This is a genomic window from Mesorhizobium onobrychidis, assembly GCF_024707545.1.
Classification (GTDB): domain Bacteria; phylum Pseudomonadota; class Alphaproteobacteria; order Rhizobiales; family Rhizobiaceae; genus Mesorhizobium; species Mesorhizobium onobrychidis.
On sequence record NZ_CP062229.1, the window covers coordinates 5,339,187 to 5,358,047 of the forward strand.

Genomic DNA, 18,861 nt, shown 5'->3' on the forward strand with positions numbered 1-18,861 from the left:
CTACCCGCTCTTGAGCATATAGCCGGCGCCACGAACCGTGTGCAGGATCGGCTTGTCGAAGCCCTTCTCGATCTTGCCGCGCAGCCGCGAGACGTGAACGTCGATGACGTTGGTCTGCGGATCGAAATGGTAGTCCCAGACATTTTCCAGCAGCATGGTGCGCGTCACCACCTGGCCTGCATGGCGCATCAGATATTCAAGCAGGCGGAACTCGCGCGGCTGCAGCGTGATCTCGCGCGCCGCGCGCCGCACCGAATGAGAGAGCCTGTCGAGTTCGAGATCGCCGACCCGGTAGACGGTTTCGGCTTCCTTGGCGCTGGCGCGGCGGTTCAGCACCTCGACCCGGGCCAGAAGCTCGGAAAAGGCATAGGGCTTGGTCAGATAGTCGTCGCCGCCGGCGCGCAAGCCGGTGACCCGGTCGTCGACTTCGCCGAGCGCCGACAGGATCAGCACCGGCGTTGTATTGCCTCTGGATCTCAGACCGGCGATGACCGACAGGCCGTCGCGGCGCGGCAACATGCGGTCGACGACCATCACGTCATAGTCGCCGGAGTCAGCGAGCGCGAAGCCGGTTTCGCCGTCGCCGGCGACATGGGCGGTGTGGCCGGCCTCGGTAAAGGCTTTCTGGAGGTAATCGGCCGCCTCGCGATCGTCTTCTATGACGAGAATCTTCATGGGACCGTTATACGCGATTTCGCTGGAAGATTGAGTGGCCGGCATATGCATCGTGGCCTTCACCAGGGTGTATCGCGAACAAATTGATTCAAGGATACGCAGTAAGTCTTTGTTTTGAAATGTCGTTGCCCCAGAGCCATCGGCACCCTCGGATCAAGCCCGAGGCAGGCTTTTGGGCGAGATGCTTCGTTGTCTGAGCATATCGTCATCCCAAAACCGCTTCACACTTTTGGGCGAGATGCTCTGTTGTTCGAGCATATCGTCATGCTCTGTTCGAGCGGCAGCGGGCGATGGGAGCCCGCTGCCGCTGGGGCGGAACACGATGACTGACTAACGTATTCAAGCCCCGTGCTTTCCCCATGCGACGGCTCGGGGTGTTTGAAACCGCCGCACCGGAAAAGTCTGGAACGTCAGCCCTTGGCGACAGGCAGCGCGACGAAGCGGTTGCTGTCGTCGCGGCTGATCTGCATCAGCACCGACTTGCGGCCGGACTTCATGGCGTCGGCCATGGCCTTGGCGACGTCGTCGGCGCCATTGACCTCCGTCGAATTGACTGAGGTGATGATGTCGCCGGGCTGGATGCCGCGATCGGCGGCATCGCTGTCGGGATCGACATCGGTCACCACAAGCCCCTTGCCATCGTCGGACCTGGTGACGGTGAGACCGAGATCGGCCAGCGTGTCGGCCGTTGGCGGAGCGGAAGGCTGCTGCTCGACCGAGGCCTGCTTGTCGCTCGAGGGCAGTTTGCCGAGATCGACTTTGACGGTCTCACTCTTGCCGTCACGCCACACCGTGACGTCGACCGGCTTGCCGGGCTGGTAGGCGCCGATCAGACGGGCGAGTTCCCTCGGCGAAGCAACGTCCTTGCCGTCCACCTGAGTGATGACGTCACCGGCTGATATGCCGGCCTTCTTGCCGGGACCATCGTCCTGGGCGCTGGAAACGAGCGCACCCTTATCGGATTTCAGCCCGAGCGATTCGGCAATTTCGGAAGTGACCGGCTGGATCTCGACGCCAAGCCAGCCGCGCTGGACGGAGCCGTTCTTCATCAGATCCTGCACGACCGCCTTTGCCGTCGAGGCAGGAATGTCGAAGGCAATGCCGACGCTGCCGCCGGACGGCGAGAAGATTGCGGTGTTGATGCCGACGACCTGGCCGTTGAGGTTGAAGGTCGGGCCGCCCGAATTGCCGCGGTTCACCGAGGCGTCGATCTGGATGAAGTCGTCATAGGGGCCGGCGCCGATATCGCGGCCACGGGCCGAGACGATGCCGGCGGTGACCGTGCCGCCGAGGCCGAACGGATTGCCGACGGCCACGACCCAGTCGCCGACGCGAACCTTGGAATCATCGGCGAAGTCGACATAGGTGAACTTGCCGTCGCCTTCGACCTTGAGCACGGCGAGATCGGTGCGCGGATCTGTGCCAACCAACTTGGCGTCGAGTTCCTTGCCGTCATGCATCACCACCGTGAAGGACGAGCCGTCTCCGACGACATGGTTGTTGGTGACGAGGTAGCCATCCTCGGAGATGAAGAAACCGGACCCCTGGGCGACCGGCCGCGGCTGGCGGTTGTGGTCACGGCGCCCGAAACGCCGCATTCCATCCTGGCCATCCTGATCGCCGAAGCCACGGAACTCCCTGAAGAAGCGGCGCAATTGCGGATCGTCGGGAAGATTGCCGAAGCCGTCGGGCAGGTCGGAGCCGTCGTCGGCGGTCGATTCTATCTTGGCTTTGACGCGGACACTGACGACCGCCGGCGAAACGCGCTCGACCACATCGGCGAAGCTCGGGACCTGCGGCGCCTCGACACGCACGGCCTCGGCCAGGACCGGGGCTGTCCCGGTGGCAACGGCGCCGAAGCCGATCGCGCCGGCAATGGCCACTGAAGCGGCGGCAGCCATCAGGCGTTTGCGGGTGCGGGGATATGAATTGGGGGCAATATTCATGGGTCTCGTATCCTCTTTCAAGGGATGCGCTTCGGTCGGCATCCTAAGGCAAGAGAAATAGAAGGGTGCACATTACGGCGCCATTTCCGGTGCATGAAACTTTTGTAATGTTTGCGGGCGGCCGCCGCGTTCAGTCCCGGTGCAAAATAGTGTCCAGCTTCGCCTGCTCCTCGGCGGTCAACGTATTGGTTGCCGTCGAACGGCGCGACCGGGCGGTCAGCACGATGAAAATCCCGCCGGCAAGGAGCAGAAGGACCGGCGTGCCCCAGAGCAACGCATTGCGCAGGCTGAAGCGCGGCTTCAACAGCACGAACTCGCCGTAGCGGGAAACGATGTAGTCGATCACCTGCCGGTCGGTGTCGCCGGCGACGAGGCGCTGGCGCACCAGCACGCGCAGGTCGCGGGCAAGGTCAGCATCGGATTCGTCGATCGACTGGTTCTGGCAAACCATGCAGCGCAGCTCCTCCGAAAGCGTCCGCGCCCGCGCCTCGAGCGCCGGGTCGGCCAGAACCTCGTCGGGCTTCACCGCAAGTGCGGCGCCGGCAAACAACAGCGTCAGCAGCAGGATCAGCGAGGCCAGCGAAAATCTTGCGGTCATGGCAGGCTCGCGGAAGGCACGGCGCCCGTCGACTTGCGGCGGCGGGACGGTGCCCCGACGCGCAGGCGCCGGTCCATGAGCGACATCGCAGCACCTGTCATCATGATAAGGGCACCACCCCAGATCAGCGTCACCAGCGGCTTCCACCACAGCCGCACCACGACAGAGCCGTCTGGCCCCTCGTCGCCAAGCGAGAGGTAGAGCTGGCTGAATCCAATCGTCTTGATACCGGACTCGGTCGTCGTCATCTGCCGGACCGGATAGGAGCGCTTGGCCGAGGTGATTACGGCGGTAGTGTTTCCACCAGCGCCGAGCAGGGCGAAGCGGCCACGATCCTCGCTGTAATTAGGCCCCTGGGCTGGATAGAGCCCTTCGAAGCGCAGCATGTGGCCGGACAGTTGCACGGTCTCGCCTGCATGCATCGACAGGATCTTCTCGGTGCCGAAGCAAAGTGTGCCGACGATGCCCAGCGTCGTCAGCCCGAGGCCGAGATGGGCGAGCGCGGTGCCGAAAACCGAACGCGGCAGGCCGGCGAAGCGCCTGAGCATGACGCCGGGCGCGACAGTGCCAAAGCCGCACTTGACGGCAACATCGGTGAGCGCGCCGCAGATCAGCCAGAATGCCAGGCCGACGCCAAGTGCTGCGAACACCGACGCGCCGTCGATGAACAAGGCCGTCACCAGCACGGCCAGAAGCGCTGCGGCGAAGGCCGCCATCAGGCGCTGGGCGACGGCGAAAATGTCGCCGCGTTTCCAGGCCAGCAGCGGCCCGAACGGGACCACGACCAATAGCGGCACCATCAGCGGGCCGAATGTCAGGTTAAAGAACGGTGCGCCGACCGAAATCTTGTCGGCTGAAACGGCCTCGACCGCCAGCGGATAAAGCGTGCCGATCAGCACGGTGGCGGTGGCCGTGGTCAGGAACAGATTGTTGAGGACCAGCGCCCCTTCGCGCGAGATCGGATGAAACAGGCCACCGGCCGTCAACCTCGAGGCGCGAAAGGCGAACAGCGCCAACGATCCGCCGATGAACAGCGTCAGGATGCTGAGAATAAACACGCCGCGCGTCGGATCGGTGGCGAAGGTGTGGACGGAGGTGAGCACGCCGGAGCGCACCAGGAAGGTGCCGAGCAGCGACAGCGAGAAGGTCAGGATCGCCAGCAACAGCGTCCAGATCTTCAAGGCCGAGCGTTTTTCCATGACGATCGCCGAATGGAGCAGCGCCGTGCCCGCCAGCCATGGCATGAAGGAGGCGTTCTCGACCGGATCCCAGAACCAGAAACCACCCCAGCCAAGCTCGTAATAGGCCCAGTAGGACCCCATGGCGATGCCGCCGGTCAGGAACATCCAGGCGACCAGCGTCCATGGCCGCACCCAGCGCGCCCAGGACGCGTCGATGCGGCCTTCGATGAGGGCGGCGACCGAGAAGGAAAAGCAGATCGAGAAGCCGACATAGCCGAGATAGAGCAGCGGCGGATGGATGGCGAGGCCGAGATCCTGCAGGATCGGATTGAGATCGCGGCCCTCGATCGGCGCCGGATTGAGCCTGGCGAACGGGTTCGACGTCGCCAGGATGAACAGGAAAAAGGTGGCGCCGATCGCCCCTTGCACGGCCAGCACGTTGGCTCGAAGCGTCGCGGGAAGATTGCTGCCAAAAGCCGCGACGAGTGCGCCGAAAAAGGTCAGGATCAGCACCCAGAGCAGCATCGAGCCCTCGTGATTGCCCCAGGTGCCGGTGATCTTGTAGATCAGCGGCTGCAGCGAATGCGAGTTGTCCCAGACGTTGGCCACCGAAAAATCGGACGTTGCATAGGCTATCGCCAGCGCCGCGAAGGACAGAGCGGTCAAGGCAAAGCCGGTCACCGCGACCGGACCGCCGACGGCCATCATCTTCTGGTTGTTCATGCACGCGCCGAACATCGGCACCAGCGTCTGCACCAAAGACAGCGCGAACGCCAGGACCAGCGCGAAATGTCCGGTTTCAACCATTGTGGCCAAGCCCGCCAGGTTTTTGTTTTGCCGCAGGATCTTGCCGCAAAACCGAGGGACACTTTTGCGGAACCTGCTTAGTCACTCTTGCTCTCCTGCCACACGCCCTTGGATTTGAGGCTCTCGGCCACCTCCTTGGGCATGTAGTTCTCGTCGTGTTTGGCCAGCACGCTGTCGGCGACGAAGACGCCGTCCGGGCGAAACGTGCCTTCAGTGATGACGCCCTGCTCCTCGCGGAAAAGGTCGGGAAGAATGCCGGTGTAGGTGACCTTGACCTGCTTCTGGTTGTCGGTCACCGAAAAGGCGACGGTGGCCCCCTGACCGCGCTCGATCGTACCTTTTTCGACGAGGCCGCCGAGCCTGATACGCTGCCCGGGCTGCAGGCTGGCGTTGGTCAGATCGGCGGGCATGTAGAAGTAGGAGGCCTTCTGGCCGAGCGCGTAGAAGGTCAGACCGGTGGCGGCACCGAGAAAGGCCAACCCTCCGGCGACCACCGACAGTCTTTTCTGCTTGCGCGTCATGTTTTACTCCGTCGCCGTCAGGCCAAGCGAGACGGCAAAGGCGGTGAATTTCTTCGCTTCCTCACTATCGGAGCCAAAAACGGCGATACCGCGATTGAGCGCGTCGCGTGCTTGATCGGCCTTGCCCAGCACGACATAGGAACGAATAAGCTGCATCCATCCTTCCGCATCGCGCGGGTTTTGCCGAAGTCTTTCATCAAGTCCCGCAACCATGGTGTTGATCATCGCTTCCCTATCCTGCGGCGACATCGACGAGGCGGCATCGACATCCCCGGCGTCCGGGCCTTCTGCAGGCACTCCCGAAGCCACGCTCCGCCTGGCGGATTGGGCCAGTGCCTGCTCGACGGCGCTGCGCCAAGGCGAGTCCTGCGGCAAGGCCGCGAGCATTTTCTGCCAGCCAGCTGTCGCCTCCTCAATGCGGCCTTCCTGCGCCATGCCCATCGCCAGATAAAAGCTGGCCTTGGGATTTGCCGGATCGAGCTTCAGCGCCGCCTCGAAGGCGGCCTGAGCGTCGGCCGAGACAATGCCGCCCGCTGCGCTGGCGATCGCCTCGCCGAGGCCGGCCTGGCGGGCAGCGCTGTCGCCGTCGAGGCGAATGGCGTTGCGGTACGCCGTCACCGCGTCGGAAAACCGCTGCATGCGCAGATAGACCGGCGCCAGAACATCCCAACCCCTGCCGTCGGACGGATTGGCGGCAAGGTGGGCCTCGGCGCGTGCCACCAGTTCGTCCACCGAACTGTCGGCGGGATTCTTGGCCAGTCGCTCGCTGAGCGGCTGCGACGGCAGCTCGGGCGAGCCGAGCTGGCTGTACAAGCCCCAACTGACCAGCGGAACCGCCAGGACCGCGGCCGTCGCAACCAGCCTGGTCGCCATCGACGGCTGCCGCGCCGCTGCTTTGTCGGCGGCATTGTCCAGGCGAAGGATGCGGCGGGCGATCTCCGCACGCGCCTCTTCGGCCTCCGCCGGCGGGATCAGGCCACGCGCCACGTCCCGGTCAAGCTCGGACAACTGGTCGCGATAGACTTCAAGGTCATGATCGCTGCTCGCTGAACCACCCTTCGGGCCGCCGGCCAGCGGCAGCAGAACCGCCAGGCTTGCACCCAGCGTGAGAATGGCAGCTATGACCCAGAACAGCATGCTTCTTCCAATAACGGCAGAGCCCTGCCCTGCCAACACAGGCGTCCTGCGACGCTTTGACGGCAGGTGCGTCGCATGTCCTTGATTGATGTCAACCGGACCTATCCGGCCGGTCGTTATGTCAGCGGCGTCCAGCTGCCATCGGCGTTGCGGCAAGCGGTTCCGCGCGCGGTGGCGCCGGCAGCGCCGGTAAAGACCGTATGGGTGTATTGCCGGCAGTCCTGCGAGCCGACACGATAGGGCTGGGCGGGCACGACTTCGCCGTAATGCGCCGACCGATCGCTCTTCCATGTCACCTTCTGGCCGCTCGCCGTGTACTCGAGCGCCCTGTATTCCGCTTCCAGCGCCTTGCGCTTTTCCGGATCGCTCAAGCCGGTACCGATGGATCCGCTGACGAGGCCGCCCCCCATGGCGGAAATGATCGTCGTCGCGATCTTGCCGTCACTTGGCGGCGTGGCGGCCGGCTGCGGCGCCACCGTGGGGCCAGAGCTCTTGCCCAGCGTCGTGCAGCCGGAAACGGCCAGCAGTGCGGAAACGAGCGCGACGCGAATCTTCATGCCAACAACCGGTTTTCTTGAGTTAGAGCTGGGCCGCGCCATCGGGGAAGTCGGCGTGGCCATAGTGTCGATGTTTGTCGGAAATTTGGCCGCGGCCGACGGCTCCGGGACCAGTCGACATGCCGCAATATCACGCACCGTCGATCAATGTCGACTGGCCCAGCAAAAGCATAAGTCTAGTGAAGGCTCCGCAATCGAACCACCGCCTTCAACCCGCCCATGCTCGACCGTTCCAGAGCCAGAACGCCTCCATACTCGTTGACCAGGTCGGCGACAATGGCAAGTCCAAGCCCGGTCCCCGGCTTTGTCTCGTCGAGCCGCCGTCCGCGCTTCAGCGCCTCGCGCGCCTTGTCTTCGGGAATGCCCGGGCCGTCATCTTCGATGCTGATCTCGAACAGATTGACAGCACTCTCCTTGCCGACGCCACTCCTCTTGCCGGAGATTGGCGCCACCGACACGGAGACCGCGCTCTTTGCCCATTTCATGGCGTTGTCGAGCAGATTGCCAAGCAATTCTTCCAAATCCTCGCGTTCGCCGGCAAAGACGATATCGACTGCCGGCAGCGAAAGCGAGAGAGCGGTCTGCGGGTTGAGTTTTTGTAGCACGCGCACCATGCGCTGGACCAGCGGCGCCACCGGCGTGCGGTAGACGACGCTGTCGCGTTGCGCCGCAACCCGGGCGCGCTGCAGATAATGGTCAACCTGCTTCTGCATAGAGGCGGCCTGCTCGGCTATGAGCTGGCCCTTGGCGCCGCCGAGCGCCCGCCCCTCATTGATCAGCACCGCCAGCGGCGTCTTCAGCGAATGGGCAAGGTTGCCGACCTGCGTCCGCGAGCGCTCGACGATACGCTTGTTGTTTTCGATCAGCGCGTTGGTCTCGTTGGCGAGCGGCTCGATCTCGGCCGGGAAGCGACCGTCGAGCCTTTGCGCGGTTCCTTCGCGCACCATGGCGAGAGCGTTCCTGACCCGGCGCAATGGCTGCAGGCCCAACAGGATCGCGATGGCGTTGATGGCGATCATGCCGACGCCGAACAGGGAAAGATAGGTCAGCAGGCGACGCTGGAAGGCGCCTATCTCCTGCTCGAGCTCGGTCTTGTTGCCCATGACACGGAAGCGCGCTGCGCGATTTTTCGCGTCGAGAACGAATTCGCTCTCGAACACTTCCAGTTCCTCGCCATCGATGCCTTCTGTCGCATAGCTGCGCTGGAAGCTGGCATTGAAAGGAACCTCGGCGACGCTTGGCGACAGGATCGTCTTGGTCATCGAGGAAGAGTGCAGATCACCGCGCACGCCTTCCGACGCAGGCTCCACCGACCAGTACCAGCCGGAATTCGGCTCCGAGAACCGGAGGTCGCCAAGGTCGGGAGCGCCGGTCAGCGAACCGCCTTCGGACACGCCGACCGAGCCGATCAGGTTGAACAGATGCGCCGACAATAAGCTGTCGAAACCCCGCTCGCTCGCCTGGCGATAAAGGGTCGTGATCAGCGTGAAGATGACAATCAGGGTGAGTATCGCCCAGACCGTGGAAAAGGCGATCACCCGGAACGCCAGCGAACGCGGCCAGAACCGCAGTGAAAGCGGCGTTCTTGCAGTCTGTTTGAGCGGTTCCGCCTTACGCCTCCGGCTCACGCATTCGATAGCCCATGCCGCGAACGGTTTCTATCATGTCGATGCCCATCTTCTTGCGAAGCCGCCCGACAAAGACCTCGATTGTGTTGGAATCGCGGTCGAAATCCTGATCGTAGAGATGCTCGACCAGCTCGGTCCGGGACACGACCTCGCCCATATGGTGCATCAAATAGGCAAGCAGGCGAAATTCGTGCGACGTCAACTTGAGCGGCACGCCGGCGACATCGGCCTTGGAGGCCTTGGTGTCGAGCCGCAGCGGCCCGCAGGTCAGTTCGGACGACGCATGGCCGGCCGCGCGCCGGATGAGCGCCCGGACCCTGGCCAGCACCTCTTCGATGTGGAACGGCTTGGTGACATAATCGTCGGCGCCGGCGTCGATGCCGGATACCTTGTCGCTCCAGCGATCGCGCGCCGTCAGAATCAGGACCGGCATCTTGCGGCCGCCGCGCCGCCAGCGCTCGACCACGCTGATGCCGTCCATCTGCGGCAAGCCAATGTCGAGCACCACGGCATCATAGGGTTCGGTGTCGCCGAGGAAATGCCCTTCTTCACCGTCGAAAGCCCGGTCGACGACATAGCCGGCATCGACCAGCGCGTCCGATATCTGCCGGTTGAGATCCTTGTCATCTTCGACAACGAGTACGCGCATGCGGGGATCATACCTGTTGAAGATCTGGCCTGTTGAAGAGCTGCCCTGTTGAGAAGCTGGGCGTCAGATATAGGCCGATTCCAGCGCCTGGGAAACGGCAGGGATCAGTTCAGCGGAACCACGATCTCGGTGCGGCGCGGGCGCTGCCCATCCTTGCCCGGGACCAGCACGACGATGACGCAGACCGGCTGGCCACCGCGCGTCGACTGCGACGCCTTAGCCAGCGTGCCGCCATTCTGCTCGGCAACCTGCTGACCGATCGCGTAGCAGTCGGAGGCAGCCAGGACGATCGGCCGGTTCTGCTCGGGCACGACGACCGGCAGTGCCGTCGCCTGCGACGCAAACAGACCGGCAGCGCAGAGCGCCAGTGTCGCGGTTCGGAAATGGGAGCGAAGCGTTTTCATGATCAGCGTCCTAACGCATCGGTGCTGAACGTGAAATGAACAGTGAACGCCTGCAAAACATGCCTATCTCACCCCCCTGAAACGCGAGACAACCGACCCTATGATTCGCCGCCCCAATCCGGCAAACTCATCCAAGCGCCAGTCTAGACTCTGTTGCAGCCAGATTGAAAGCGCGTCAGGCGTTTTCTTCCGTCACGGCGAGAAAGCGCAGCAGCCCGTGATAGGCTGAAAGATCCTCATCATAACGGTCCTCAGTGAATTCGAGCCTGAGATTGACGCGGTGATGCTCGTCGAGCGCGAGCGCCGTATCCTGAAGCCGCGCGCTGACCATGTCCATCAAATCGAGCATTTCTTTCCTGGCCTCGGACTTCGACCAGAAATGCAGCGTGAAAAGCTGCTCGGCTTCGTTCTCCATGCCGGTTGTCCAGTCGTAGACGCTGGTCCGGCCGTAGGTGACATAGGGAAATGGGACATTTTCCGGGGCATGATCGAACAGTTTTGCGCCGCCCAATGCAGCTGACAGGGAACCATCACCGTTCAGCGCTTCGAACAAGGCCTTCTGCAGCGCGGCGGCCGGCGCGGTCATCGTCTTCTCCCTCGCCCGTCACGGCTGAACAGGCCTTTGTGCCGTCAGCGACTCCTGCTTGCAGCGTAGCCGCGTTGAAGTTGCTGCGCCAGATCAAGGGATCTCGAGTGGCTAACCCACACCTTTCATTTGGCATGCAAGGCGTTTGAAAAACGGTGCTATGGAGTGTTTGTTTCTCCAGACATTCGAGGTTGTTTTCGTGCGCGAGCCATCGCTGCTGCCTGTTTTCGGAAAGCTTGGGATCAAGTCGCCAGTCGTCATTGCGGCGGCACCGACCATGTCGAAGAGCATTAAGAACAGTGTGCCCCGCATGCGGGAGGTTCTGTCTTCACACGGAGGCTTGGCCCTGAAGCTGTCCGTGGTCGTGTGGACGGTCCTTGTCCTGGCGGCAGTGTTCTACATCACGCAGGCCTGACCAATCGACGTTTCATCGATCGGGGCACCCAGGTCATGGTCGGCACCAGATCATGGTCGGCATGAAAACACGCGACGCAGACGTGATGCTCGATCGGCTGAACAGCCGAGACGTCAAGCGGCGGGCAAAGGCCGACCGCAAGTCCTGATCCTGCCGCTAGGTTCACCCGGCACATCTGTGCGCCTGGATCGGGGATCGGATCTGGCGTTGGCCCTGAACGCGACGACGTTCGGGATTTAGCGAAAATCGGCCGCGGTCAGCACATATATGCTCTTGCGAGTGCGGGCATAGGCATTTCTGGCGATTTCATGGATGGAACTGGAGGCGGTGTCGAACGCCGCCAGATAGGTGGCTTCAGCAGTTGGTGCCTCTGATGGTGCCTTCGAGATGGCATCCGTGGCGACTGAGAAGGAAATCTGGAACATGCCGTCATGGCCGACGAAGCGGATGCGTTTGCCCGCCTCGTCGTAGCTGCGGCTTCGATTGGGAAATGTCAGGCTCATGACTTGACCTCCGTTGATGCAACCTCTGCTTTCTTGATCGCCCGTGACGCCCGCTTTTTCTTGGGGGCGACGGGATTGAGTGCCTCCGCGGCGCGGTCGGCCTCTTCCTTGGCTAGCCGCAACGCCCGCAATCTTGCCGTCTTGATGACCCTGGCCTTGGCCTCGGAAACATACTCGGCAGTTGCCTGGTTTCGCTCCGCAGTCTTTTTCTGCTTTTCCATGAAGCGCGCTTCAGCTTTCTCCATGATATTCTGACTGAATTCCGCCATCGATTAAAACCTCCTTTTTGCTGGAATGATGAAAATGATTTTCGTACTTAAAATAGGGACTCGAGGTGGAAAAATCAATTTCTGATGTACTTTTGATGAGGCAAATTTCTGAAAGCGAAAGGGCAAAATAATACTATTCAATATTTTACGACCGCCAATGAATATTTTTTGGCACTCCTATCTATCGAGTGCCAACGCGCCTATAGAAGGGAGCGGCCGCCTAAGCCGGCCCCAGAAAGAAGTTTCCATGAAATTCCGGCCACTCCACGACCGCGTCGTCATTCGGCGCGCGGAAGGCGATACCAAATCCAAGGGCGGGATCATTATTCCCGACACCGCCAAGGAAAAGCCTCAGGAAGGCGAAGTGATCGCCGTTGGGCCCGGCTCGCGTGACGAGAGCGGCAAGCTGATCCCGCTCGACGTCAAGGCCGGCGATCTCATCCTGTTCGGCAAATGGTCCGGCACCGAGGTCAAGATCGACGGCGAGGATCTCCTGATCATGAAGGAGAGCGACATTTTGGGCATCGTCGAGAAGACCAAAGCGGCCAAGAAAGCCGCCTGACCGGGCGATTTCCGATCCCGCAATTTCAAGACTGAACTGGACGTAAAATCATGTCTGCCAAGGAAATCAAATTCGCTACCGATGCCCGCGACCGGATGCTTCGCGGCGTCGAAATTCTGAACAACGCCGTCAAGGTGACGCTCGGCCCCAAAGGCCGCAATGTCGTCATCGACAAGGCCTATGGCGCGCCGCGCATCACCAAGGATGGTGTCGCCGTCGCCAAGGAAATCGAGCTTGCCGACAAGTTCGAGAACATGGGCGCCCAGATGGTGCGCGAAGTGGCCTCGAAGACCAACGACCTTGCTGGTGACGGCACGACGACAGCCACGGTGCTGGCCGCTTCCATCCTGCGCGAAGGTGCCAAATTCGTTGCCGCGGGCATGAACCCGATGGATCTCAAGCGCGGCATCGACCTTGCTGTGGCTGCCGTGGTGAAGGACATTCAAGCCAGGGCCAGGAAAGTCAAATCTTCGGACGAGATCGCCCAGGTCGGCACCATTGCCGCCAATGGCGACGTCACTGTCGGCGCCATGATCGCCAAGGCTATGGACAAGGTCGGCAATGATGGCGTCATCACCGTCGAGGAAGCCAAGACCGCCGACACCGAACTCGACGTCGTCGAGGGCATGCAGTTCGACCGTGGCTATCTCAGCCCCTATTTCGTCACCAATGCCGAGAAGATGCGCGTCGAGCTGGAGGACCCTTACATTCTCATCCATGAGAAGAAGCTCGGCAATTTGCAGGCGTTGCTGCCGATCCTCGAAGCTGTGGTGCAAAGCGGTAAGCCGCTGCTGATCATCTCGGAAGACGTCGAAGGCGAGGCGCTGGCGACGCTGGTCGTCAACAAGCTGCGCGGCGGCCTCAAGGTCGCAGCCGTCAAGGCGCCAGGCTTCGGTGACCGGCGCAAGGCGATGCTGGAAGACATTGCCGTGCTCACCGCCGGCCAGATGATTTCCGAGGATCTCGGCATCAAACTCGAGAACGTCACGATCGACATGCTCGGGCGGGCTAAGCGCGTGCTCATCGAGAAGGATACGACGACGATCATCGACGGCGCCGGCGAGAAAGCCACCATCCAGGCGCGCGTCCAGCAGATCAAGTTGCAGATCGAGGAAACGACCTCGGATTACGACAAGGAGAAACTCGAGGAGCGGCTGGCGAAGCTGGCTGGCGGCGTTGCTGTCATTCGCGTCGGCGGCGCGACCGAGACGGAAGTCAAGGAAAAGAAGGACCGCATCGATGATGCGCTGAACGCCACTCGTGCAGCCGTGGAAGAAGGCATCGTTGCCGGCGGCGGTGTTGCGCTTTTGCGCGCCAAGGCAGCTTTGACTGAGCTTACTGGCGCGAATGCTGACATGACGGCAGGTATTTCGATTGTGCTGAGAGCACTTGAAGCGCCGATCCGCCAGATTGCCGAGAACTCCGGCGTCGAAGGTTCGATCGTTGTCGGCAGGCTCATGGACAGCAAGGATCACAACCAGGGCTTCGATGCCCAAAACGAGATCTATGTCGACATGATCAAGGTCGGCATCGTCGACCCGGCAAAGGTGGTGCGGACCGCCCTCCAGGATGCCGGTTCGATCGCGGCATTGCTGATCACTGCGGAAGCCATGATCACCGACATTCCGGCCAAGGATGCCGCGCCTGCGGCCGGCATGGGCGGCTACTGATAATCGCCTGGACAAGCCTGCAGCGCCCGGCCGGAAAGGCCGGACGCTGATCCAACATCAACCAAGAAGGAACTGTTCCGTGGCCACACAAAGCAGCAAGCCATCTCTCGCGCGTCGATGGGAAGATTACCAGCCGGCCAAATCCACGCTTCTGTGGGCATGCGCGGCAACCGTCGTCGCCACGCTGATCATCGGTTTCAACTGGGGTGGCTGGGTGACCGGTGGCACCTCACGCGCGCTGGCGGCAACCGCCGGCGACGTGGCGCGCGGCGAGCTGGCCTCGGCGGTCTGCGTCGATCGCTTCAACACGGCACCCGACGCGGCCGTCAAGCTTATCGAGTTCAAGGCCATAACCGACAGCTACAAGAAGCGGCAGTTCATCGAGACGGGCGGCTGGGCGACTATGCCCGGGAAAACCTCGCCCGACAAGCTGGGTGCGCAAAGCTGTGCGGTCGCTCTCGCCGCCTGATATCTTCGAGCTCTTCGAAAGAAGCGAGACCTTCACGAGAGAGCCTGAAAGACGGCCGCCGGGGCATCCTCCCCGGCGCTAGCCCATCAGCAAGGAGATCGATCCATGATCGCATTCGTCCCGAAGCCAAATGCAGCGGCGAAGACCAAAGTGGCCGAGGAAAGCCGCTTCGATCGCATTCGCAGGCTTGCCGACAAGCACAGGAAAGCCGACGTCGGCACGATACGCCGCGACCCGCAAAAGATCGCGGACAAGCGTCCCATGTAAGCCGCGGGATCGGCGTTAGATCACGAGACCGGCGGCTAAAAGTCGACAAGCATCCGTTTCCAGCGCCGACGGCATTCAAGTCAACGGCTTGTTGCCTCGGCAGCTCGCAAACTCGACCTGACGCTGCGGACGAAGACGAGCATGGTTTCCACCGCCTCTTCGTCCGAGAGGCCCTGGTTCTCGACAAGCGACAGCCAGGTCGTGAAGTCCAGCGCATGTCCTATTGCGGCAACGAGCAACCTTGCAGTTCCGCCATCCGAATCGAAGCAGCCTTGTGAAAGGACCGCGACGCCTTTTGCGAGAACCTCTCGCCGGCGGGCCAGTGCGGCAGCGACAACCGGCATTTCTGCATCGCGATACAGATTGGCTAGGAGTTGCCGCTTGCGCCTGTAGTAGCTGTAGAGTTGAAAAAGCGCCGTCCGCAGCCGGACTTCCGGTTCGACGATCGATCGCCAGGTTTCAGGGTTGGGAGGCGGGTCCTGGCCGAACGAATACGCCGAGCAAGCATTGAAGACCGCTTCCTCGTCGGGAAAATGACGGTAGACGGTCAGCCGCTGCACCCCCGCTTTCTCGGCGATGGCGCTCACGGTTGTTCGCGACGGACCCACCGAACTGTGCAGCTCGAATGCCGCGCGGGCGAGCGCAAGATGGGTCTCGGCCTGTTTGACCGCGCGCCGCTGCAATCGATATGAGCGCCGCTGGCCTTCTTTCAGTGAACTCACGTGATCACCGATGTTGACATGGGTTTGAATGACGCCTAGAAATGGGTGATCGGCAGCGTACACCCATTTTCAGGAGGATGATATGGAACGCGCATTGCCTGAGTCGAGCCTCCAACATACGACAGCTCATCCGACTGCCAACCAGGCATCCGGCCCCATCACAGTTCTGCCTGGAGCCGGCGACCGTTTCGACCTGGGTGGTTTCGGCATCCATTGGAAGATAGACGGGTTCCATACCGGCGAGCGCTTCTCCATCGTGCACCATCCGCTCGCCCCCCGTGCACTGGCGGCGCCGTTGCACCGGCATCACCGCGAAGACGAATATTCGTATGTGCTGAGCGGCAATCTGGGCGCGTTGCTTGGCGACGACGTCGTTACCGCCGGGCCGGGCACATGGATGTTCAAGCCGCGAGGCCAGTGGCATACGTTCTGGAATGCGGGCGACACGCAGTGCGAAATCATCGAGGTGATTTCGCCGGCGGGCTTCGAGGACTATTTTCGTGAGTTGGCAGCGATCTGGCCCGACAGGACAAAGTCCGGCGAACTTTTACGAAAGTACGAACTGGATATGGACTTCGAGAGTGTTCCAGCCCTCTGCGCTCGTTTTGGACTGACGTCCGCCCGCCCCGCCGCAACGATCCGCGCCGAGGATAGCGGATGACGGCGCAGCGCCTCCGCCCGATTTCGCAGCGATAGACGAACGAAACGGGATGACCGCCGAAAGGGCAAGGCGCAGCATCCGCGGTTCGGATACGGTTAGGGCTCATGGCCGCCATCTATTCGTGCAGGGACGCTGATCCTCACGACACCGGTGCTGCGCCACCCTCTTCGGTGCGCCGCGCTATGAATTCGTCGAGAACACCTGATGTGGCAGCGGCGGAAGCCGGCGGCCGAAAATCGGCCAGCAGCCGTTTCCAGATGCCGGTGGCGCGCTCCGTGGCGGTTCTTGACCCGGCCTGCGTCCAGTTGCCGAAATTCGACCAATCGGCGACCAGCGGCTCGTAGAATGCGGTGCGGTAGCGCGCCATTGTGTGCCCGGCCGAAAAGAAATGCCCGCCCGGCTGCACTTCAGCGATGGCCTCGAAGCCGATCGCGTCCTCGTCTCCGGGCGTCGCCGCGCAGAGTTCGGCGACCGTCTGCAGCGCCTCGATATCGGTGATCAGCTTCTCGAACGAGACGCTCAAGCCGCCTTCGAGCCAGCCCGCGGCATGGATGCAGACCGTTGCACCCGCAAGTACCGAGCCCCACAGAGCGAACTGCGTTTCATGGGCCGCCTGCGCGTCCGATATGTTGGCGGCGCTGCCGCCGCCGGACCGCCAGGGAAGGCCGGTGAGGCGCGCAAGCTGACCGGCGCCGAGAGTCGCCTTGACGTGCTCCGGCGTGCCGAACGCCGGCGCCCCCGACTTCATGTCGACATTGGAGGAGAACGAACCATAGACGACCGGCGCGCCCGGTCGCACATTCTGGGCCAGCGTCAGCCCGGCCAGCGCTTCGGCGTGCTGCAGCGTCAGTGCGCCGGCCACCGTGATCGGCGCCATGGCGCCGGCTAGGCAGAAGGGCGTGATGATCGACACCTGCCCCGCCTTGGCAAAGTCGATGATGCCTTGCGCCATCGGAATGTCGAGCTGACGCGGCGAATTGGTGTTGATGACGGTGTAGCAATGAGCGCCCGAACGGAATTCGGCCTTGGACAGGCCGCGCGCCAGCCGCAGCATCTCGAAGCCGTCCTCGACCTGCGGCGTGCCGCGCGCGAAGACGAACGGTAACTTGTCCGACAGCGTCAGCTGCGCGCGGTTGACGGCATAGTGGCGGAAGCGGTTGTCGACGTCCTGCGGCTCGATGCAGGGTCCTAGCATGTGCAGCACGTCGAAATGCTGCACCAGGCGAATGAGATCCTCGAAAGCGGCAAGCGTTCCCGGCCGCCGGCCGCGCTCTAGATCAGTGACGTTGGGCGCTCCGGATCCCGCCAGGAACGTCATCGAGCCAAGCTCGAGCGTCAGGTCGCGGGCACGGTCACCAGCGTGCGCCCGGATCGATTTCGGCGCAGAGACCAGCGCCGCCGCGACAATGTCGCGGCCGATGCGCACCATTTGACTGTCTTCGTCGACCAGCGCACCGGCACGAGCAAGAATGGTGCGCGCCTCCGGCAGCAGCACCTTGACGCCGAGTTCCTCGAGCACGCGCAGCGCCGCGTCATGTATCGCGGCGACCTGGTCGGCCGAAAAGATCGGCTGCGGCAGGAACGGGTTCTTCAGCGAACGATAGTCCGGCCGGCGGCTGCTCTCGCTGCCGGCCTCGCCGGTTCGTCCGCGCCTGCGTTCGCGCCTGAGATCACGTGCGGCGTCATCGATCATGGCGGATACTCCTCATTGCCGTATTGCCTTGCCCTGGGGATCGTAGGGAGAAGCCGCTATGACGCGCGCCGGCCGCTCGGCCCAGTTCGTTGAGGCGGGCAGGATACTTGCACTGTACATATGTGTCTAGTACGGTTGTATGCAGTTCCCCCTCATGCCTATTGTGCGGCCATGATCATGATTGCCCCGCAGGACGAGCCGGCGCCCGGCAACATCAAGGTGACGCGCTGGGACTGGATCAATCTTGCACTCCAGACATTGATTTCAGACGGCATCGAAAGCGTGCGCGTGCTGCCGCTCGGCCAGAAGCTCGGCGTTTCGCGCTCAAGCTTTTACTGGTATTTCGAGAGCCGTCAGGATCTGCTCGACCAGTTGCTTGCCCATTGGCGGAACACCAACACCAGGGCGATCGTCGAACGCGCGCAGCGGCCAGCCGAAAGCATCATCATGGGCGTCATGAACGTGTTCGAATGCTGGGCGGACCAGCGCCTGTTCGATCCCAGGCTCGACTTCGCCATCCGGGAATGGGCGCGTCGCTCCGACGACGTGCGCCGGGCCATCGACCAAGCCGACAATGACCGGCTAGGCGCGATCCGCGACATGTATCGCCGGCATGGCTACGACGAAGAGGATGCCTTCATCCGCGCCCGTGTCCTTTATTACATGCAGATCGGTTATTATGTGCTCGACCTCAAGGAACCGGTCGAGGCGAGAGTCAGTCATCTCGCCGCCTATCTGCGCAGTTTCACCGGCCAGGAGCCAAGCGACGCCGACGTGGCACGTTTCATGCGCTTTATCGCGGCGCGGTAATTTGATCGCGGATGCGAGGTGCCAAGGCGGTGGAGGTTGCAGGCCCTACCCCCTCGCATCGACAATCTGTGCCACAAAAGCCCTCCTCGCACTTGTGAGCGGGGCCAAAATGGACGAATAGTCTTGGCTGG

General features: G+C 62.3%; 22 protein-coding genes. 7 read left to right on the top strand and 15 right to left on the bottom strand.

Annotation, left to right across the window (positions count from 1 at the left end; genetic code table 11):
- From IHQ72_RS26605 to IHQ72_RS26655, 11 genes are all read right to left on the bottom strand, one after another.
- Complete coding sequence (locus IHQ72_RS26605; RefSeq protein WP_123149880.1) at nucleotides 1–675, bottom strand: response regulator transcription factor; 675 nt, start codon at nucleotides 673–675, stop codon at nucleotides 1–3.
- A gap of 410 nt (nucleotides 676–1,085) precedes the next feature.
- Nucleotides 1,086–2,621, bottom strand: coding sequence for a Do family serine endopeptidase (locus tag IHQ72_RS26610; RefSeq protein ID WP_258118298.1), 1,536 nt, complete (start codon nucleotides 2,619–2,621; stop codon nucleotides 1,086–1,088).
- Between the two features lie 130 nt (nucleotides 2,622–2,751).
- Nucleotides 2,752–3,219 (bottom strand): cytochrome c-type biogenesis protein, encoded by a 468-nt coding sequence (locus tag IHQ72_RS26615; protein ID WP_258118299.1) that lies wholly within the window; start codon nucleotides 3,217–3,219, stop codon nucleotides 2,752–2,754.
- Nucleotides 3,216–5,207: a heme lyase CcmF/NrfE family subunit gene (locus IHQ72_RS26620; protein WP_258118300.1), complete on the bottom strand. Its 1,992-nt coding sequence runs from the start codon at nucleotides 5,205–5,207 to the stop codon at nucleotides 3,216–3,218. Before IHQ72_RS26620 ends, IHQ72_RS26615 begins: the two co-directional genes overlap by 4 nt.
- A gap of 77 nt (nucleotides 5,208–5,284) precedes the next feature.
- On the bottom strand, nucleotides 5,285–5,728 hold the full coding sequence (gene ccmE, locus IHQ72_RS26625) for a cytochrome c maturation protein CcmE (protein ID WP_258118302.1): 444 nt from the start codon (nucleotides 5,726–5,728) through the stop codon (nucleotides 5,285–5,287).
- A 3-nt stretch (nucleotides 5,729–5,731) separates the two neighbouring features.
- A complete protein-coding gene (ccmI, locus tag IHQ72_RS26630; protein ID WP_258118303.1) occupies nucleotides 5,732–6,865 on the bottom strand; it encodes a c-type cytochrome biogenesis protein CcmI in 1,134 nt (377 codons plus the stop codon).
- Nucleotides 6,866–6,981: 116 nt separating this feature from the next.
- Nucleotides 6,982–7,422, bottom strand: coding sequence for an RT0821/Lpp0805 family surface protein (locus IHQ72_RS26635; RefSeq protein WP_258118304.1), 441 nt, complete (start codon nucleotides 7,420–7,422; stop codon nucleotides 6,982–6,984).
- A 176-nt stretch (nucleotides 7,423–7,598) separates the two neighbouring features.
- Nucleotides 7,599–9,050: an ATP-binding protein gene (locus IHQ72_RS26640; RefSeq protein WP_309508693.1), complete on the bottom strand. Its 1,452-nt coding sequence runs from the start codon at nucleotides 9,048–9,050 to the stop codon at nucleotides 7,599–7,601.
- Nucleotides 9,034–9,699: a response regulator transcription factor gene (locus IHQ72_RS26645; RefSeq protein ID WP_027143933.1), complete on the bottom strand. Its 666-nt coding sequence runs from the start codon at nucleotides 9,697–9,699 to the stop codon at nucleotides 9,034–9,036. The genes IHQ72_RS26640 and IHQ72_RS26645 overlap by 17 nt, the downstream gene beginning before the upstream one ends.
- Before the next feature lie 104 nt (nucleotides 9,700–9,803).
- A complete protein-coding gene (locus IHQ72_RS26650; RefSeq protein WP_095519679.1) occupies nucleotides 9,804–10,103 on the bottom strand; it encodes a hypothetical protein in 300 nt (99 codons plus the stop codon).
- 175 nt (nucleotides 10,104–10,278) lie between these two features.
- A complete protein-coding gene (locus tag IHQ72_RS26655) occupies nucleotides 10,279–10,689 on the bottom strand; it encodes a DUF3168 domain-containing protein (protein ID WP_258118306.1) in 411 nt (136 codons plus the stop codon).
- 145 nt (nucleotides 10,690–10,834) lie between these two features.
- On the opposite strand from IHQ72_RS26655, the gene IHQ72_RS26660 reads away from it, so the two are divergent.
- Nucleotides 10,835–11,104, top strand: a complete 270-nt coding sequence (locus IHQ72_RS26660) for a hypothetical protein (protein ID WP_258118307.1) — start codon at nucleotides 10,835–10,837, stop codon at nucleotides 11,102–11,104.
- A 236-nt stretch (nucleotides 11,105–11,340) separates the two neighbouring features.
- Here IHQ72_RS26660 and IHQ72_RS26665 read toward each other — a convergent pair whose 3' ends face one another.
- A complete protein-coding gene (locus IHQ72_RS26665) occupies nucleotides 11,341–11,607 on the bottom strand; it encodes a DUF1488 family protein (protein WP_077381973.1) in 267 nt (88 codons plus the stop codon).
- Complete coding sequence (locus tag IHQ72_RS26670; protein ID WP_258118308.1) at nucleotides 11,604–11,876, bottom strand: hypothetical protein; 273 nt, start codon at nucleotides 11,874–11,876, stop codon at nucleotides 11,604–11,606. The genes IHQ72_RS26665 and IHQ72_RS26670 overlap by 4 nt, the downstream gene beginning before the upstream one ends.
- 247 nt (nucleotides 11,877–12,123) lie before the next feature.
- On the opposite strand from IHQ72_RS26670, the gene IHQ72_RS26675 reads away from it, so the two are divergent.
- The 4 genes from IHQ72_RS26675 to IHQ72_RS26690 all read left to right on the top strand — a co-directional run bounded on the left by IHQ72_RS26675 (nucleotide 12,124) and on the right by IHQ72_RS26690 (nucleotide 14,844).
- Nucleotides 12,124–12,438 (top strand): co-chaperone GroES, encoded by a 315-nt coding sequence (locus IHQ72_RS26675; protein WP_095491317.1) that lies wholly within the window; start codon nucleotides 12,124–12,126, stop codon nucleotides 12,436–12,438.
- A 50-nt stretch (nucleotides 12,439–12,488) separates the two neighbouring features.
- Nucleotides 12,489–14,108 (top strand): chaperonin GroEL, encoded by a 1,620-nt coding sequence (gene groL, locus IHQ72_RS26680; protein WP_258118311.1) that lies wholly within the window; start codon nucleotides 12,489–12,491, stop codon nucleotides 14,106–14,108.
- A gap of 79 nt (nucleotides 14,109–14,187) precedes the next feature.
- Nucleotides 14,188–14,577: a hypothetical protein gene (locus tag IHQ72_RS26685; RefSeq protein ID WP_095496808.1), complete on the top strand. Its 390-nt coding sequence runs from the start codon at nucleotides 14,188–14,190 to the stop codon at nucleotides 14,575–14,577.
- A gap of 105 nt (nucleotides 14,578–14,682) precedes the next feature.
- Nucleotides 14,683–14,844 carry a hypothetical protein gene (locus IHQ72_RS26690; protein WP_258118312.1) on the top strand — a complete coding sequence of 54 codons (162 nt, stop codon included), beginning with the start codon at nucleotides 14,683–14,685 and terminating at the stop codon, nucleotides 14,842–14,844.
- Between the two features lie 80 nt (nucleotides 14,845–14,924).
- On the opposite strand, the gene IHQ72_RS26695 is transcribed toward IHQ72_RS26690, so the two are convergent.
- On the bottom strand, nucleotides 14,925–15,566 hold the full coding sequence (locus IHQ72_RS26695; RefSeq protein WP_258118313.1) for a TetR/AcrR family transcriptional regulator: 642 nt from the start codon (nucleotides 15,564–15,566) through the stop codon (nucleotides 14,925–14,927).
- A gap of 82 nt (nucleotides 15,567–15,648) precedes the next feature.
- Between IHQ72_RS26695 and IHQ72_RS26700 the strand changes: the two genes are divergently transcribed.
- A complete protein-coding gene (locus IHQ72_RS26700) occupies nucleotides 15,649–16,227 on the top strand; it encodes a cupin domain-containing protein (protein WP_258118314.1) in 579 nt (192 codons plus the stop codon).
- Nucleotides 16,228–16,366: 139 nt separating this feature from the next.
- Here the strand turns inward: IHQ72_RS26700 and IHQ72_RS26705 are convergent, their stop codons facing one another.
- Complete coding sequence (locus IHQ72_RS26705; RefSeq protein ID WP_258118315.1) at nucleotides 16,367–17,920, bottom strand: trimethylamine methyltransferase family protein; 1,554 nt, start codon at nucleotides 17,918–17,920, stop codon at nucleotides 16,367–16,369.
- Nucleotides 17,921–18,091: 171 nt separating this feature from the next.
- Here IHQ72_RS26705 and IHQ72_RS26710 point away from each other — a divergent pair, with 171 nt between their 5' ends.
- Entirely contained in the window at nucleotides 18,092–18,730 is a 639-nt protein-coding gene (locus IHQ72_RS26710) for a TetR/AcrR family transcriptional regulator (RefSeq protein ID WP_258118316.1), read from the top strand.
- Nucleotides 18,731–18,861 lie beyond the last annotated feature (131 nt).

Coding starts and splice junctions, on each gene's coding strand:
- IHQ72_RS26670 (WP_258118308.1), bottom strand. CDS start 11,876: ATGGCGGAATTCAGTCAGAATATCATGGAGAAAGCTGAAGCGCGCTTC.
- IHQ72_RS26635 (WP_258118304.1), bottom strand. CDS start 7,422: ATGAAGATTCGCGTCGCGCTCGTTTCCGCACTGCTGGCCGTTTCCGGC.
- IHQ72_RS26645 (WP_027143933.1), bottom strand. CDS start 9,699: ATGCGCGTACTCGTTGTCGAAGATGACAAGGATCTCAACCGGCAGATA.
- IHQ72_RS26605 (WP_123149880.1), bottom strand. CDS start 675: ATGAAGATTCTCGTCATAGAAGACGATCGCGAGGCGGCCGATTACCTC.
- ccmI (WP_258118303.1), bottom strand. CDS start 6,865: ATGCTGTTCTGGGTCATAGCTGCCATTCTCACGCTGGGTGCAAGCCTG.
- IHQ72_RS26690 (WP_258118312.1), top strand. CDS start 14,683: ATGATCGCATTCGTCCCGAAGCCAAATGCAGCGGCGAAGACCAAAGTG.
- IHQ72_RS26615 (WP_258118299.1), bottom strand. CDS start 3,219: ATGACCGCAAGATTTTCGCTGGCCTCGCTGATCCTGCTGCTGACGCTG.
- IHQ72_RS26705 (WP_258118315.1), bottom strand. CDS start 17,920: ATGATCGATGACGCCGCACGTGATCTCAGGCGCGAACGCAGGCGCGGA.
- IHQ72_RS26655 (WP_258118306.1), bottom strand. CDS start 10,689: ATGACCGCGCCGGCCGCCGCGCTGCAGAAGGCCTTGTTCGAAGCGCTG.
- IHQ72_RS26710 (WP_258118316.1), top strand. CDS start 18,092: ATGATCATGATTGCCCCGCAGGACGAGCCGGCGCCCGGCAACATCAAG.
- IHQ72_RS26675 (WP_095491317.1), top strand. CDS start 12,124: ATGAAATTCCGGCCACTCCACGACCGCGTCGTCATTCGGCGCGCGGAA.
- groL (WP_258118311.1), top strand. CDS start 12,489: ATGTCTGCCAAGGAAATCAAATTCGCTACCGATGCCCGCGACCGGATG.
- ccmE (WP_258118302.1), bottom strand. CDS start 5,728: ATGACGCGCAAGCAGAAAAGACTGTCGGTGGTCGCCGGAGGGTTGGCC.
- IHQ72_RS26650 (WP_095519679.1), bottom strand. CDS start 10,103: ATGAAAACGCTTCGCTCCCATTTCCGAACCGCGACACTGGCGCTCTGC.
- IHQ72_RS26620 (WP_258118300.1), bottom strand. CDS start 5,207: ATGGTTGAAACCGGACATTTCGCGCTGGTCCTGGCGTTCGCGCTGTCT.
- IHQ72_RS26700 (WP_258118314.1), top strand. CDS start 15,649: ATGGAACGCGCATTGCCTGAGTCGAGCCTCCAACATACGACAGCTCAT.
- IHQ72_RS26610 (WP_258118298.1), bottom strand. CDS start 2,621: ATGAATATTGCCCCCAATTCATATCCCCGCACCCGCAAACGCCTGATG.
- IHQ72_RS26665 (WP_077381973.1), bottom strand. CDS start 11,607: ATGAGCCTGACATTTCCCAATCGAAGCCGCAGCTACGACGAGGCGGGC.